This window comes from Prochlorococcus marinus str. MIT 9515, from assembly GCF_000015665.1.
In the GTDB taxonomy this organism is placed as follows: Bacteria; Cyanobacteriota; Cyanobacteriia; order PCC-6307; family Cyanobiaceae; genus Prochlorococcus_A; species Prochlorococcus_A marinus_P.
Map to the genome: position 1 here is coordinate 547,528 of NC_008817.1, position 13,897 is coordinate 561,424.

General features: G+C 34.5%; 17 protein-coding genes. 12 read left to right on the forward strand and 5 right to left on the reverse strand.

Annotated elements, in window-relative coordinates:
* Positions 1-4: 4 nt before the first annotated feature.
* Positions 5-775 carry a hypothetical protein gene (locus tag P9515_RS03030; RefSeq protein WP_011819927.1) on the forward strand — a complete coding sequence of 257 codons (771 nt, stop codon included), beginning with the start codon at positions 5-7 and terminating at the stop codon, positions 773-775.
* A 9-nt stretch (positions 776-784) separates the two neighbouring features.
* Here the strand turns inward: P9515_RS03030 and P9515_RS03035 are convergent, their stop codons facing one another.
* The gene (locus P9515_RS03035) at positions 785-1,369 is read right to left on the reverse strand and encodes a non-canonical purine NTP pyrophosphatase (protein WP_011819928.1); all 585 of its coding nucleotides are present in this window, start codon (positions 1,367-1,369) and stop codon (positions 785-787) included.
* Between the two features lie 327 nt (positions 1,370-1,696).
* On the opposite strand from P9515_RS03035, the gene P9515_RS03040 reads away from it, so the two are divergent.
* The 8 genes from P9515_RS03040 to P9515_RS03075 all read left to right on the forward strand — a co-directional run bounded on the left by P9515_RS03040 (position 1,697) and on the right by P9515_RS03075 (position 8,715).
* Positions 1,697-2,008 (forward strand): alpha-carboxysome major shell protein CsoS1, encoded by a 312-nt coding sequence (locus P9515_RS03040; protein ID WP_011819929.1) that lies wholly within the window; start codon positions 1,697-1,699, stop codon positions 2,006-2,008.
* A 66-nt stretch (positions 2,009-2,074) separates the two neighbouring features.
* Positions 2,075-3,490: a form I ribulose bisphosphate carboxylase large subunit gene (locus P9515_RS03045; protein WP_002805854.1), complete on the forward strand. Its 1,416-nt coding sequence runs from the start codon at positions 2,075-2,077 to the stop codon at positions 3,488-3,490.
* Between the two features lie 93 nt (positions 3,491-3,583).
* Positions 3,584-3,925 carry a ribulose bisphosphate carboxylase small subunit gene (locus P9515_RS03050; RefSeq protein WP_011376108.1) on the forward strand — a complete coding sequence of 114 codons (342 nt, stop codon included), beginning with the start codon at positions 3,584-3,586 and terminating at the stop codon, positions 3,923-3,925.
* Positions 3,926-4,017: 92 nt separating this feature from the next.
* Entirely contained in the window at positions 4,018-6,315 is a 2,298-nt protein-coding gene (gene csoS2 / locus P9515_RS03055) for an alpha-carboxysome scaffolding protein CsoS2 (RefSeq protein WP_011819930.1), read from the forward strand.
* 7 nt (positions 6,316-6,322) lie between these two features.
* Complete coding sequence (locus tag P9515_RS03060; protein WP_041710564.1) at positions 6,323-7,852, forward strand: carboxysome shell carbonic anhydrase; 1,530 nt, start codon at positions 6,323-6,325, stop codon at positions 7,850-7,852.
* A gap of 2 nt (positions 7,853-7,854) precedes the next feature.
* Entirely contained in the window at positions 7,855-8,121 is a 267-nt protein-coding gene (locus P9515_RS03065) for an alpha-carboxysome shell vertex protein CsoS4 (RefSeq protein ID WP_011819932.1), read from the forward strand.
* Between the two features lie 5 nt (positions 8,122-8,126).
* Positions 8,127-8,375 (forward strand): carboxysome peptide B, encoded by a 249-nt coding sequence (locus P9515_RS03070; RefSeq protein ID WP_011819933.1) that lies wholly within the window; start codon positions 8,127-8,129, stop codon positions 8,373-8,375.
* 100 nt (positions 8,376-8,475) lie between these two features.
* Positions 8,476-8,715 carry a 4a-hydroxytetrahydrobiopterin dehydratase gene (locus P9515_RS03075; protein ID WP_011819934.1) on the forward strand — a complete coding sequence of 80 codons (240 nt, stop codon included), beginning with the start codon at positions 8,476-8,478 and terminating at the stop codon, positions 8,713-8,715.
* Between the two features lie 5 nt (positions 8,716-8,720).
* Here P9515_RS03075 and P9515_RS03080 read toward each other — a convergent pair whose 3' ends face one another.
* The 3 genes from P9515_RS03080 to gloB all read right to left on the reverse strand — a co-directional run bounded on the left by P9515_RS03080 (position 8,721) and on the right by gloB (position 10,190).
* Positions 8,721-8,948, reverse strand: coding sequence for a DUF3136 domain-containing protein (locus P9515_RS03080; RefSeq protein WP_011819935.1), 228 nt, complete (start codon positions 8,946-8,948; stop codon positions 8,721-8,723).
* 84 nt (positions 8,949-9,032) lie between these two features.
* Positions 9,033-9,425 (reverse strand): Rid family detoxifying hydrolase, encoded by a 393-nt coding sequence (locus P9515_RS03085; protein WP_011819936.1) that lies wholly within the window; start codon positions 9,423-9,425, stop codon positions 9,033-9,035.
* Between the two features lie 24 nt (positions 9,426-9,449).
* Positions 9,450-10,190, reverse strand: a complete 741-nt coding sequence (gloB, locus tag P9515_RS03090) for a hydroxyacylglutathione hydrolase (protein WP_011819937.1) — start codon at positions 10,188-10,190, stop codon at positions 9,450-9,452.
* A 39-nt stretch (positions 10,191-10,229) separates the two neighbouring features.
* Here gloB and hisG point away from each other — a divergent pair, with 39 nt between their 5' ends.
* Genes hisG through P9515_RS03105 form a run of 3 tightly spaced genes read left to right on the forward strand, consistent with a single transcriptional unit; the run spans position 10,230 to position 13,208 of the window.
* Positions 10,230-10,868: an ATP phosphoribosyltransferase gene (gene hisG / locus P9515_RS03095; RefSeq protein WP_011819938.1), complete on the forward strand. Its 639-nt coding sequence runs from the start codon at positions 10,230-10,232 to the stop codon at positions 10,866-10,868.
* Between the two features lie 13 nt (positions 10,869-10,881).
* Positions 10,882-12,678, forward strand: coding sequence for an ABC transporter ATP-binding protein (locus P9515_RS03100; protein ID WP_011819939.1), 1,797 nt, complete (start codon positions 10,882-10,884; stop codon positions 12,676-12,678).
* Complete coding sequence (locus P9515_RS03105) at positions 12,678-13,208, forward strand: GNAT family N-acetyltransferase (protein WP_011819940.1); 531 nt, start codon at positions 12,678-12,680, stop codon at positions 13,206-13,208. Before P9515_RS03100 ends, P9515_RS03105 begins: the two co-directional genes overlap by 1 nt.
* Here P9515_RS03105 and P9515_RS03110 read toward each other — a convergent pair.
* The gene (locus tag P9515_RS03110; RefSeq protein WP_011819941.1) at positions 13,205-13,894 is read right to left on the reverse strand and encodes a TIGR04283 family arsenosugar biosynthesis glycosyltransferase; all 690 of its coding nucleotides are present in this window, start codon (positions 13,892-13,894) and stop codon (positions 13,205-13,207) included. The two genes, P9515_RS03105 and P9515_RS03110, sit on opposite strands and share 4 nt — an antisense overlap.
* Between the last annotated feature and the right edge of the window lie 3 nt (positions 13,895-13,897).

Below are 13,897 nucleotides of genomic sequence, written 5' to 3' on the forward strand. Positions count from 1 at the left end.
CTGAATGGAACCAACTTCTAGCCTAAATAGAGGAGAATCAAAAAAAGGAAGCTCTCTTGTAACGGGGTCTGAAGTTCAATCTCAGGCCAATGGAGCAAGTTGTTTTATTACAACTGACTCTGAAAAGTCATTAGTTTCTAGACAAGCAAGTCAAGTTGAGCAAATAGAACTAAGGACGTATGTCTTTTTAGACTCCCTTCAACCTCAGTTATCCGCATATATGGGAACTGTAAGTAGAGGCTTTTTACCAATACCTGGCGATTCTTGCTTATGGATGGAGGTGTCTCCAGGAATGGCCGTTCATAGAGTTACTGATATTGCTTTAAAAGCAAGCAATGTAAGACTAGGCCAAATGATTGTTGAAAGAGCCTTTGGTTCTTTAGCTCTTTATCACAAGGACCAAAGTACGGTTTTGCATTCAGGAGATGTAGTTTTAGATGCGATTGGTAGTGAAGTAAGGAAAAGAACAAAACCATCTACAAGCTGGACAGAAGTTATCCGTGCAATTACTCCAGACCATGCAGTTTTAATAAATAGGCAAAACAGAAGTGGATCTATGATTCAATCTGGAATGAGCATGTTTATTTTGGAGACTGAACCCGCAGGATATGTACTGAAGGCTGCTAATGAAGCTGAAAAATCTTCAAATATAACTATCGTTGATGTAAAGGCTGTCGGAGCTTTTGGAAGGTTAACTCTTGCAGGGAAAGAGGGAGATGTCGAGGAGGCTGCAGCAGCTGCAATAAGAGCTATCGAGCAAATATCAAATAATTAAATAGGTTTTTTAAATAATTCCAAATTCTTTTTTCAAAAAAGGAGATATATTTTTTGCTGCTTTGCCTCTACTTCCAAGTTTAATTAATTGAGAATGACTTAATTCTCCGTATACACAATTAGCTTCCTTGATCCAGAAAATAGATTCAAATTCTCCGTTAGGATATTTTGGTTCTTTAAGGATTTCCCCCCAGCAAATACCAGTTGTATCTTTTACTAAATTCCCCTTTGGATCACATAAGACCATACAACTAATAAATTTTGCGCTTCTGTAAGGGATATCGCTTAGTTCTCTTAGTAACTTGCTAATCTTTTCATTTTTGCTTTTGGCATATCTTGCAGAATATATGCCAGGTCGTCCATCCAAATAATCAACCTCAAGCCCTGAGTCGTCGGCTAATGCCCAAGTCTTAGTTTCTAAAGCAGCTGCTTTTGCCTTTAAAAAAGCATTTTCAAAATAGGTTTTACCTGTCTCCTCTACGTTTAGATATTCTGGTTGCTTTTTTACTTCTAAAGATAAAACGTCTAACATCTCAAATATTTCAGATACCTTCTTTGGATTACCGCTTGCAATTGTAAGAGCAGGAAAGTTCAAAATAATATAATAAATATCTGAAATATCATCTTACTTTAAAACTTGATACAGAGACAGGAAGGGTTGAACATTCCACACCTGTGTAGACAGGGCCTGCCTCGTACGGAAATAACTTAATGTAAATTTTTTATTAACACAACCGTATGTTTTGATGCTCTAACTAATTCCCATAAGTATTGACATATCAATAGTACCAAGGGTGATAAGTTTAACTTATCAATGATAGAAAAAACATTAATAGGGTTTTTAATGGAAAACGCTTGACTTATAAGTACGTTATGGACCATTCTTCCAATTGAACATTCCACATTTAGTAATTAGTAGGCAATGGCTACAGAAACAATGGGTATCGCACTCGGCATGATCGAGACACGCGGACTTGTACCTGCAATCGAAGCAGCAGACGCAATGACCAAGGCAGCAGAAGTTCGTCTTATTGGTCGTGAATTCGTAGGTGGCGGTTATGTCACAGTTTTAGTTAGAGGAGAAACAGGCGCTGTTAACGCAGCAGTTAGGGCTGGAGCTGATGCTTGTGAGAGAGTTGGTGACGGTCTTGTTGCGGCTCACATCATTGCTCGTCCTCATAGAGAGGTTGAGCCAGCTCTTGGTAATGGCGATTTCCTTGGTCAAAAGGACTAAATTAAATAAAGCAAAATATAATTTTGCACAAAAATATTTTCCCTTTATAGACCTTAATTTATCCTTATGAGTAAGAAGTATGACGCTGGGGTAAAGGAGTACAGAGATACATACTGGACTCCTGAATATGTCCCCCTTGACACTGACTTGTTAGCCTGTTTCAAATGCACAGGTCAAGAAGGTGTTCCGAGAGAAGAAGTTGCTGCAGCGGTAGCGGCTGAATCTTCTACAGGTACTTGGTCAACTGTTTGGTCCGAGTTACTTACAGACCTTGAATTTTACAAGGGTCGTTGTTATCGGATTGAAGATGTTCCCGGAGATCCAGAAGCATTCTATGCATTTATTGCATATCCTCTAGATCTTTTCGAAGAAGGTTCAATCACAAACGTATTAACATCATTAGTCGGAAACGTTTTTGGATTTAAAGCTCTAAGACATCTACGTCTTGAAGATATTAGATTCCCAATCGCTTTTATTAAGACTTGTGGTGGACCACCTAATGGCATAGTTGTTGAAAGAGATCGACTTAATAAGTATGGAAGACCTCTTCTTGGCTGTACCATTAAACCTAAATTAGGTCTGTCTGGTAAAAACTATGGTCGAGTTGTATATGAGTGTCTTAGAGGCGGTCTTGATTTAACAAAGGATGATGAGAATATTAATTCTCAACCATTCCAGCGTTGGAGAGAAAGATTTGAGTTTGTTGCAGAAGCAGTTAAACTTGCTCAGCAAGAAACTGGAGAAGTTAAAGGTCACTACCTAAACTGTACTGCAAACACTCCTGAAGAGCTCTATGAACGTGCTGAATTTGCAAAAGAGCTAGATATGCCAATCATCATGCATGATTATATAACTGGTGGTTTTACTGCAAATACTGGCTTGGCAAACTGGTGTCGTAAAAATGGCATGCTTCTGCATATTCACAGAGCTATGCATGCTGTTATTGATAGACATCCGAAGCATGGTATTCATTTCAGAGTTCTAGCAAAATGTTTGAGACTCTCCGGTGGAGATCAATTACATACTGGAACTGTTGTTGGAAAACTAGAGGGTGATCGTCAAACAACTCTTGGCTACATTGACAACTTAAGAGAGTCATTTGTTCCTGAAGATAGATCAAGAGGTAACTTCTTTGATCAAGATTGGGGTTCAATGCCAGGAGTTTTTGCTGTCGCATCAGGTGGTATTCACGTATGGCATATGCCTGCACTTTTAGCGATTTTTGGAGATGATTCTTGTCTTCAGTTCGGTGGAGGAACACATGGTCACCCATGGGGTTCAGCTGCTGGAGCTGCAGCCAACAGAGTTGCTTTAGAAGCTTGTGTAAAAGCACGTAATGCTGGTCGCGAAATCGAAAAAGAGAGTAGAGACATTCTTATGGAAGCTGCTAAGCACAGTCCTGAATTGGCTATTGCTCTTGAAACTTGGAAGGAAATTAAGTTTGAATTTGATACCGTCGACAAGCTTGACGTTCAAGGTTAAACCACATTTCAAAATTGAGGAGATTTTTCCTCTCCTCAAACTTCTATAAATCTCGTTCTTTTACGAGTAATTTCATTCACATTTAAATTTATTATGCCTTTCCAGAGCACAGTAGGCGACTATCAAACAGTTGCAACCCTGGAAACATTCGGTTTCTTACCACCGATGACCCAGGAAGAAATATACGATCAAATTGCATACATAATTGCTCAAGGCTGGAGTCCTGTTATTGAGCATGTTCATCCTAGTGGCAGTATGCAAACTTATTGGTCTTATTGGAAGCTCCCATTCTTTGGGGAAAAAGACCTTAACTTGGTTGTAAGTGAATTAGAGGCATGTCATAGAGCATACCCTGATCACCATGTAAGAATAATCGGATACGATGCTTACACTCAAAGCCAAGGAACAGCTTTTGTAGTTTTCCAAGGACGTTAAACCTACTTTATGTAGTAAATATCTTTCTCCAATATTTTTTGGAGAAAGTCTTTTTTAAAAGAGTTTTTTAAAGAGTTTCAAATTTGAAGATTATGTCAAAAAAAACCAGTAGAGAGATTGCACTTGAAAGAAGAAAGGCGATGAGCGATAGCGGTAAAAAAGCTGCTGCCTACTCTTCAACTACTAAAGAAAGAGTTCGATCTTCTCAAGATATAAAGATTTCTGGGACTCAGTCTTCTCCTAATAATCAAAATATTTCTAAGCCAGCAACAAAACATATTCCAAAAACTCAGGTAAGTAGAAAGTCTTCTTCAACAACTTTATCTAGTAAAGAGTTAGTAATAAATAGAAGAAAGGCAATGTCTACGCATGGGAAATCTGCTATAAATTCATCTGATAGAACTCGCACTGATGTTAAAAAAGAAATTCCTATAAATACAGTTAAATCAACCATAAACAAAAATCAAGAAGTTGAAAATTCCTATAATACAGAAATCAAAACTTCAAAACCAAACGTTAAAAGAAGAATAAAACAGAAGAGAAAGCCTATAACTAATACAAGTAGAGATATTGTTTTAGCGAGAAGAGAAGCTCAATCTAAGCATGGTAAATCAGCATCTAAACAAAATACTAGTGCCGCTTCTTTAGCTAGAAGGGGAGACCCAGATTTAAGTAGTAGAGAAATTTCTCAGAGAGTAAGAGAGCTAAGAAGTAAAACTGGTGCCACAGGTAAAAAAGGTAATGGTAAATGTAGACCATGTGGTCCAAATAAAAATGGAGCCAAACAAAATATTGCTGATGCTAGCTGGAAAGTTGGAACAAGTGAAACTGATTCAGGTCAAATAGTTACTGGAACACAAGCTAATAGATCTGTAAAAACTACAGGTAATGAAGCTAGTACATGCAGAACAGTTACTGGGACACAATACATGGGAGCAGAAGTAGCTGATCAATTTTGTCAAGATAGACCAATTTATAAACAACCACTTAGATCTACTGTTACCGCTACCACATCAGGTAATAAAGTAACTGGGAACGAAGTTGGTAGATCCGAGAGGGTAACAGGAGATGAGCCAGGCACTTGTAAAAACCTTACAGGTACTGAATACATATCTGCTAATCAATCACAGAAGTATTGTGGTGATATTCCAAAAAATCCTTCAAAGGTTAAACATAGTACTACAACCGACGGTCTAAAAGTATCTGGATCTCTTCCTGGTAGATCAACGTTGGTTACTGGAGATGAATCAGGTTCTGGACATCAGTTAACAGGAGATCAATATCTTGGCTCTGAGCCAAATCCACAAGGTAAAGCATTTGAAAAAGTAGGGAGTTATAACACTCTTAATGGGAATTCTGTAACTGGTACAGGGGTAGGCAGATCAGATCATATGACAGGTAATGAACATGGAAGCTGTAAAAATATAACTGGTGATGAGTATATAGGATCTCAACAATATGAGAAGTTTTGTGGTTCAAAACCAAAACCTGAAGCTAGAAAAGTAGGTTTAAGCCTTTCATCAAAGTCTAATTTGATAAGTGGGACTATGACAGGAAGATCAAAAATCGTAACTGGAGATGAACCCGGTTCATGCAAAGTGTTAACTGGAACACCATACGCAGGCTTAGATCAGATTAATGAAAATTGTAGTACTGAGATTTCTGAAGATATGAAATCTAGAGCCACAATCAATTCTGGAAATAATTCAAATGCAAGACTTACAGGACAGCAACCAGGGATTGGTGGAGTAATGACAGGTGCTAAGAAAGGTGCTTGTAAGAATCTCACAGGGACACCTTATGTTGGTGGAGATCAGTTCTCAAAAACTTGTGATAATCCCTCGCATGATACTGCCTATGCGAATCCGGAAAAGTCAGCAGGTAATTCTTGGAACGAATTCTCTGTTAAATCACCATCAAGGGACAAATATTCTGAAAAAAATACTCAAGGTGTTACCGGTAATGAATATGAAAATGGTTCAAAGATAACAGGCCCTTTTGATATGGCTGTAGACAAAGTCACTGGAACTGAAAAATTTAGATTCGAACCAAATAAAAATATTACCTATAAACAAAAAATGGAAATTGAAGAGACAGATCGTGCTGCAAATACACCTGAAAAAAGAGTTACATCTAGGATTACTGGTGAAGGACAATCAGTGGGGAACGTAACTGGTGATGATTGGGATCGTGGTGATAAGGTTACAGGTACAGAGGGAGCTTCTTCAAGGAAGAGAAATCCATCAAGAGCAGGATTTACTAGCGCAATGCCTCCTTTAGAGGTTAAGAGGAACGAGGAAGTAGAAAAACCAGATTTCTTGATAACTGGATCTAGTGGTAATACTCGTGAAGGACAACTTGTTACCTTTTCAGGTGGTGCAAGAGGTTAAGTAAATAATGCCTTTAAGAGGACTGGCTAAAGCCAAGAACTTCACATTGGGGCCAACAGCTCCAATGAAAACTTTTACGGAAAATATCCATATACAAACTAAAGAATCAAATAATTTACTAAATCCCGTAAATCTACACAAATTAACTAATAATATTCAAAATGAAAATCTATTTAAGTATGAGAGCAAAATAAAAAGTGATTTTGACGAAATTGTTCCAACTCTTAAGGAAATTGCACGAATACAACATCATGAAGATTTTATAAATAAGGCTCAGACAATATCTAGAAAAAATTTGGGAATAGATTTACCCCTTCATATATTAGATAAATCTTGGGTAAAACCTCTTGATATGAGAGCTTTATATGCATGGTGCGCTTTCAAACAGCATGAGAAACTTAGTGATAATTTTTTTAATAATGATCCACTTGAAGGTGCTGCTGGAAGTAGAGGTGCAGAAGACTTTGAAAAATTTCTTTTAGATTGTGGAATACATTTACTTGATATAACTCCTTGTTCAGATGGGCGATTAGCTCATTCAGTAGCATATGTAATGAGAATACCTTTTAGTTCAGTAAGAAGAAGATCTCATGCTGGAGCACTTTTTGATATTGAAAATACAGTAAATAGATGGGTTAAAACAGAACACAAAAGATATAGAGAGAATATTCCTAATGAAGCACATAAAGATACCAGATACTTAAAAGTTGTAACTTATCATTTTAGTTCAGTAGATCCTTTGCATCAGGGATGCGCAGCTCATGGGAGTAATGACGAGTTAGCTGCAGGAGAAGGTAGAAATAAACTATATGCTTTCAAAGAGGCTGTAGAGAATAGCTTTTGCTGCGGTGCATCTGTGGATTTAATGTTGATTGGACTTGATACAGACACTGATTCATTAAAAATACATTTGTCAAATAGCGATGGCAGTATAGATCTAGAAAAAACTATTTCTACATTAGATATTTATAATTCAACAATAAATTTTTCAGGGGATGATGCAGAAAGAGAGATTTGTCAAACAATTTCTAATCATTCTTCAAAAGATAAACTCCAGGGGCTGGAAAAATTTATGTATAAATTAATTGTTAATAATATTTCTCAGATTGATTACGTTAAAAAATTTCATAAAGGTTCATATGAAGATATTGGTCATGCTGAGAGGTTTATTGGTGTTGGAATTGGTTTCAAAGAGGTACATTTAAGAAATTTAACCTATTTTGCTCATCTTGATACTGTTGAAGAAGGAGCTCCAGATTTGGATGTAGGGGTAAAGATTTTTACAGGATTAAATGTTTCTCAAGATCTGCCTATTCCAGTAGTAATAAGATTTGATTATTCCGGTAAAGTTCCCGGAGCAAAAGATAGAGCGGCAAAAGATTGTAATAGAGTCAATAATGCGATATCAATTAGATATAAAAGTTTAGTTGATAAGGGGTTGTTACACACCTGTCTTACCATAAGAGATAGGGACAACATTCATTCCGCTCAAATTATTGGAATGTCTTTAGATAAAAAAACAGAGGAGGCTCACTAGTTATGTTAATTTGCAAGGTTGTAAAACCACTTGTATCAACCAATAGAATTCCTGGTTTCGAACATAAACATTTACAAGTAGTTTTAGATGGATCCTCAAACAAAGTTGCAGTGGATGCCGTTGGTTGTAAACCAGGAGATTGGGTAATTTGTGTGGGTAGTTCTGCCGCGAGAGAGGCCGCCGGTAGCAAATCATATCCAAGTGATTTAACTATTGTTGGAATTATTGATCATTGGGACCCTAATAGTCCAAAACAAATAGAGGTATAGAAATTTTGGAAATAATGAAAGTATGTGGAAGAATGGTATGCACTCAAAGAGTTCCAGGATTGGGACACATGAATTTAAGAATTTTAGAAAATAATAAAGGTAAAAAGGTTGTTGCGGTTGATCCTGTTGGAGCTAGAGAGGGGAATTGGGTTTTTACTTCTAGTGGTTCAGCAGCAAGGTTTGCTTGTCCTAATCCAGAAGTTCAAACTGATTTAACTATTGGTGGAATTATTGACTTCTGGGAACCTAATTAGACTTTTTATAGTTATTGCTTGATCAAATTTATTTGTAAAAAAATCAGGAAAAATATCGCATAAATGTATAGTATTAATTATTGTTATAAAATTCACCTAAATGTGGAACCATAGGGATTCTCCTTCAAGAATTGAAAAAAGATTTGAATTTGAAGAGTATCAAAAAATTAGTATATTTTTAAAAAAAATAGATGAATTATGTAAAGAAAAAAATATCTATCCAAATATTAGTTTTGGTAAGAATTTTGTAAGTGTATCAATATTTTTAGATTCTACGGAAATACTAAGTAATGAAAAAGAATTTTCTACAAGATTAGATAATTACTTTTTAGAAAAATAATCTTCTTAATAATTATTAGGTTTATTTATATCTCTTTTGATAAGAGCCATTAAATAGGTAGGAGCTTTATATCTGCCAGGTAGGCATCTATTTAATGTTTCAAGATGCCCCCAACATACAGTCCTCTCAATCTCTTTTATTGAGTTCCCTTTTAAAATTAATAACCTTAGAGCTTTACAAAATAAAGGATAACCTGCTTCTAGTTCGTCTATATTTAGCTTTGCTGCTGTCATAGATCATAGAAGAATTGTTATTAATAATCTATACAAATATGGTGCAGAATTGGCTCTTATTTCAAATTTCTAAATAATTATAAATTAATCTAAGTATGCGACACAATCTATTTCAATTAAAACGCCTTTAGGTAAAGAAGAAACTTCAACACAAGCTCTTGCTGGGGGGTTCTTTACCTTAAAGAAGTCACTATATATTTCATTGACAGTTTTAAAATTTTTTAAATCAGTTAGATATATAGTTGTTTTAATAACATCTTCCGCTGTGGCTCCTCCGGAATTAAGAACAGCTAGAAGATTTTTTAAAACTTGAGTAGTCTCCTTTTCGATATTCCCAAGGCAATTTATTTCATTTGAAACTGGATCAATAGCAATTTGACCAGAACAATAAATAAAATTTCCTGCTTTTATAGCTTGGTTATAAGGACCAACTGGGTCTGGGGCATTAGAAGTCTTAATTACTTTTGATGAGGACATTTGATGAAAGATGTTTCTATAAATTTAAACCCATGTATCTTTATTTGCTCTTAAGTAAGAAAATCTTTTTAAATTATCTGCTCTTAAAAACAGATTAATTATCAACTCTTCTTCGAGTAGAAATGGAATTGTAAGTTCTTTTAACGCAATTTTCTTTTCAACTTCAATTAGTTTATTTTTTATATTTTCGTTTTCAGGTTCAAGATCTAAGGCCCATAAAAGATTTGACTTTGTATACTCATGAGCACAGTAAATAGTGGTGTTTTTAGGTAATGACTTTATTTTTTTAAGTGAGTTATACATTTGTTTGTAAGTTCCTTCAAATATTCTTCCACATCCAGCTGAAAATAACGTATCACCAATAAAAAGAATTGGAACTTTATTATGAATGTAGAAAGCCAGGTGTGATCTTGTATGCCCTATTACTTCTATCACGTGAACTTCCTCGTCTAATAATTTTAACTTGTCTCCATCTTTGACAGATAAATTTTGAAATGGTATTCGATCTTTTTCTTTTGCTGAAGCTATAACTTTAACCTTAGGCCATTCTTTTATAAGTTCTCTTGTCCCTCCAATATGATCGTGGTGATGATGTGTTTGTAAAATAGCTTTTAAATAAAGATTATGGGTTTTTAGGTATTCTATTACAGGTTGAGAAAGGGCAGGATCAATTACTACTGCTGAATTATTCTTTCTCCATAACCATATGACATTATCACTGAGAACTCTAATTCCAATTATTGTTTGCTCTTTATTAAATTCCATTATTACCTTAGAATTAAAAGATTGCGTAAAAATTGATCTATGATTACTATAGCTTTACCCAAAGGAGCTCTGTTAGAGGATTCAATTTCAATTTTTAAAAAAGCAGGATTGAACTTCTCTGATGCATTATTAGAGAATAATAGATCATTAACTATTGAATCAGAATGTAAACGAGCAAAGGCCTTATTGGTAAGAAATGGAGACGTTCCCGTTTATGTAAGTTACGGACAAGCTGATTTAGGAATCGTAGGATATGACGTATTACAGGAGTCAGAATTAAAAGTAGCTAAGTTACTTGATTTAGAGTTTGGTGGATGTCATATGTCTCTTGCAGTAAAAAATACTAGTAATTATTCAAAACCGACCGATCTTCCCGCTAATTGTAAAGTGGCAAGTAAATTTACAAAAACGGCAAGGGCCTATTTTGATGACTTAAATATACCCGTTGAGATTGTCCATTTAACTGGGTCAGTCGAGCTTGGTCCTATTACGGGGATGGCTGAAGCTATTGTTGATTTGGTCGCAACAGGCAAGACTCTTAAAGAAAACGGTTTAAGTAAAATTGATGATCTTTTTTATTCAACTGCAAGGTTAATTGCCAATCCTCTCTCTATTAGATTAGATAGCAATCCTCTCCGAGATGTGATTTTATCAATAGAATCTTTTAAAGGTACATAGCATATTTAAATAAATGTTTTTGAATGATTTTAATAGAATCAAAAAATTAGGTAGATATTTAACTAAAGATAAGAAAACAATTTATCTTATTTTAATAGTCTTATTACCTGTTTCTTTTGCAGGAGCAATTCAACCATTATTGGTTGGTCAAGCGATAACAATATTAAAAAATGAGAGTACAGATGTTTGGTTAGGCAAAACCTTCTTTGGTCAATCTATAAATTTAATTATTATTACCTTGTTCATAACGGTTCTATTTAGATTGGTTTTGCAGGGCTATCAATCCTATAATATTCAATCCGTTGGACAGAGATTGACAGCGAGGATTAGAAGAGAGCTTTTCGAACATTCTATTTCTCTTTCTCTGAAGTATCACGATAAAATGCCTGTTGGTAAATTGCTAACAAGACTTACCAATGATGTAGATGCTTTGGCAGAAGTTTTTGGCAGCGGGGCGGTTGGAGTTATTGCTGATTTTGTAAGTCTTATAGTTATTTCATTAACAATGCTTTCGATAGATAAAGGGCTCGCAATGTTGCTTCTTTTAACTCAAATTCCGGTTTCCTATTTTATTATTTGGCTTCAAAAACGCTACAGAAAAGCAAATTATCAAGTGAGAGAGGAGTTATCTCAACTTAACTCTGACTTTCAAGAGAACCTTCAAGGATTAGAAGTCGTTCAAATGTTTAGGAGAGGATTTTTTAATAGCAGGAAATTTTCTAATACAGGTATTGCATATCAAAAAGCAGTAAACGGGACCATTTTTTATGATAGTAGTATATCTGCTTTTATAGAATGGATATCTCTTGCTGCAGTATCTTTGGTTTTAGCTGTAGGAGGGTATCTAGTAACTTCGGGTAATATTGGATTAGGAACATTAACAACTTTTATTCTTTACTCCCAAAGACTCTTCGAACCCTTAAGACAATTAGCAGAAAGATTTACTCAGATACAAGGAGGACTTACTGCTGTAGAGAGAATAAATGAATTATTAGATGAAGAAATTGAGATTAAAGACACATTTTCTTCTAAACAAATCTCAAAGGGTATTTTAAATAAGAATTATAAATTTAAAGGGAAGATTGAATTTCGTAATGTAAATTTCTTCTACAAAGAAGGTGAACATGTAATAAAAGATTTATCTTTTTTAGTTAATCCTGGAGAACATGTTGCTTTTGTTGGTCCAACTGGTTCTGGAAAATCAACCATCATAAGATTACTTTGCAGACTCTATGAGCCTCAAGATGGCGAGATTTTAATTGATGATGTAAACATTAAAGATATACCAATAGCAAGACTTAGAAATATGCTTGGGGTTGTGCTCCAAGATACTTTTATTTTTAGTGGTGATGTTGCCGATAACATAAAATTAAATAACGAAATAAATAATCAAGACTTAGAAAATATTTGTAAAGAGTTGGGTTTAGATACTTTATTAAAAAAGTTGCCTAATGGATTGAATACTTATCTTAGGGAGAGAGGGGGTAATCTTTCATCTGGAGAAAGACAACTTCTTTCAGTAGCAAGAGTAGCTATAAGAAATCCAATCATTTTGATAATGGATGAAGCTACGGCCTTTATGGATCCTTCCACAGAAGCAACTTTGCAAAAAGATCTTGAAAGGATTTTGAATAAAAGAACGGCATTAGTTATTGCGCATAGATTAGCTACTATTGAAAAATCTGATAAGATATTAGTCTTGAAAGGCGGAGCTTTAGTTGAAGAAGGAAATCACAGAGAGCTTAGACTCAAAAAAGGCTTATATTTCCAGCTCTCTGAACTTCAAGAAAAAGGATTCGCTAGCTTTTAATGATTTTTAGGAACAAGGGATCATCAATTAAGAAAACAAATAATCTTTCACAAGAAGAGCTCCTTAAGTATTATGGTTTGAATTCTTTTGAATTCACCCATAAATTAAAAGATGAGATTTTTGTTTGTAGTAAAAATAAGGAGTTTGATCTTATTGAGTTAGACCAACTTTTACAGACTGTAGGATGGAGTAGGCGGCCAATAAGGAGAGTAAAAAGAGCTTTGGAATTTAGTATTTTAGTAGTAGGTTTATGGCGTCATGATGAGAAATTTCCTAGGCTTGTAGGTTTCGCTAGATGTACAGGGGATGGAGTTATTGAAGCAACCATATGGGATGTTGCTGTTAATCCTGTTTATCAAGGACTAGGATTAGGTAAAGAATTGATGAAATATATATTAAAAGAACTAAAAAAAACTGGGATATCAAAGGTTACTCTATTCGCTGATGCAGAGGTAGTCTCTTTCTACAAAAGACAGGGTTGGATCCTAGAACCAAAAGGTTCAAAATGTGCTTTTTGGTATGCAAATTAATTTAATTTTTTATAGTAGTCATTATATAAAGATTTTATAGATTCCCCTCTTAACCACCTTTTTCTGAAATTCCAATTTTTGAATGCTTGAGAAATAATATTAGTTTTTTCCCACTTCCTGCTACTTGTATAAATTGGAATTGTTAACATTTTTAGATGTTCGTTATTCTTTAATCTTTTTATGAAATCTAGATCTTCCATCAAAGGAATTTTTCTATAACCATTATTTTTGAAATATGTCCGCCTGTGAATTATAAGTCCTTGATCTCCATAGGGATCTTTTAAAAAGAAACTTCTAAGGTTTACAACTATTTCAAGAAATCTATAAATGAGCTTTTCATTATTAATCTTGAATTTAAAAAAATAAATAAAGTTTTCTTTGTTTCTAATAACTGATTTCACTTTTTTTAACCAACCTTTACTAAGCCTAGAATCTGCATGTATGAAAATAAACCATTCTCCTTTAGCTTTTTTGGCTCCTAGATTTAATTGCAAACCTCTATTCTTTTCTTTTGATTTAAATATGTTTGTTCTATAAAATTTAGCTATGTCTCTAGTTTTATCTTCACTATTACAATCAACAATTATAATTTCTATTCCCTCATTGAATATTGATAAATCTGAAAGAAGTAATGATAAATGTTGAGATTCATTATACGTAGGAATAATTATTGAGATTTTAGGCAAGTT